We start from the raw sequence: 1,446 nt of genomic DNA on the forward strand, positions 1-1,446 counted from the left end.
ATATATATCGTTGGCAGAAGAAATTATTTAGACCAATTATCAAAAACTTCATTGATGACTTTATTCTCGATAAAAATCATCTGCTACCACAGAGAATCTATAAATGATAGTGCGTAAGTCCTAATATATAAGAAAATTTAAAAAAAAACCTATCTACTTACCACATCAAAAAAAGCAAAATATTTATTCGATTGCTGATAAAAATATACATGACTCTCTCCGAAGAATTGACCCCCATTACTTTGAAGATAGAACATGTACAAGTCCTGAAGTGGACTTATTTCGCAAGGTATTAAAAGAAAATATAATACTTCATCATTTAACAGTTAGTCAGAGTGATTTTTGGCTTAGAAGTCATAATGATGCTATCGCCCTAGCACCCAATCAATTTATGTTAAAAGCTGAAATTTTAAATGACTTTTGCCATCAGCTTGCCTGTGCTATTGCAAGCGATACAAACTATCAAAAAACACTTCTGTCACGCCAAGAAAAAAGTCTCAATCAGAACAAGAAAGCTAAAAGGCTTGCTAAAAAACTATTAAGTACATTCAGAAGGCTACTCATAATTAAAATGGATTTCTCCATACATACTGATCATACAGTCACGCTTGAATTATTAAAAACCTACCTTCGAATGTTCATCAAAAAACTTCATACACCAAATGATAAAGTCCCCCCCATAATCGGTTTTATTTGGAAATTAGAATACTCAGCATTAAAAAGATATCACTATCATTTTCTATTTTTCATGGATGCGAATACTTTTACAGAAGATAAAAACTTTGCCTATAAACTTGGTGAATTATGGCAAAAAATAACCTTAAAAAAAGGAATCTATCAAAGCTTCAATCATGAAGAGCAAGTACGTAAAAATCTTGCTATTGGTATACTCACTCATGATGATCAAGAAAAAATTGACTCTTTAAATAAGATGATTGATCACATAACCAAAACAGAGCAGTTCATTCTTGAAAGGAGCCAAATTAATCAACGAACATTTGGCTACAGCACTCGCAAGTATGCCACAAGGTAAATCAGATACTTTATTATGCTTTAGCTAGATTTATTGCAGAAGAGTAATTGAAAATACTTTAGAATCCACCTCCATCTGGATAGAAACACTATCAGCTTGATTAATTGAATTTCTATGAGCACACCAACAAACCAAATAAATTTGATACATACCCCCGATCAAATACATTTCTGTGTTAATAAACATAATCTTTCGATTATGCAAGAGATATCATCAATCATCACAAATCCAAGTTATAGTGCATTCAAATTAAAATCCAGTAAGAAGGGTAAATACTATGTCAGTATGAACCGTACCGGGTTTGTCGGAGACTTTTTTATTTAAGTTAGGCCACCTGACCTAACGGGTTAATCTTATCATAGTACATTGCTTCAAACTCAAAAGGCGATACATAACCCAGTGCACTGTGTACA

General features: G+C 32.4%; 1 protein-coding gene and 1 pseudogene. Both read left to right on the plus strand.

Features of this window, described 5'->3' with window-relative positions; all coding sequences use genetic code 11:
* A pseudogene (locus FTV03_RS17710) lies at positions 1-107 on the plus strand (IS701 family transposase); the annotation flags it as partial.
* A gap of 164 nt (positions 108-271) precedes the next feature.
* Positions 272-1,033 carry an inovirus-type Gp2 protein gene (locus FTV03_RS17715; protein ID WP_373687970.1) on the plus strand — a complete coding sequence of 254 codons (762 nt, stop codon included), beginning with the start codon at positions 272-274 and terminating at the stop codon, positions 1,031-1,033.
* The last annotated feature ends 413 nt before the right edge of the window (positions 1,034-1,446 follow it).

It is taken from the genome of Acinetobacter sp. YH12218 (assembly GCF_013417925.1).
GTDB lineage: Bacteria > Pseudomonadota > Gammaproteobacteria > Pseudomonadales > Moraxellaceae > Acinetobacter > Acinetobacter amyesii.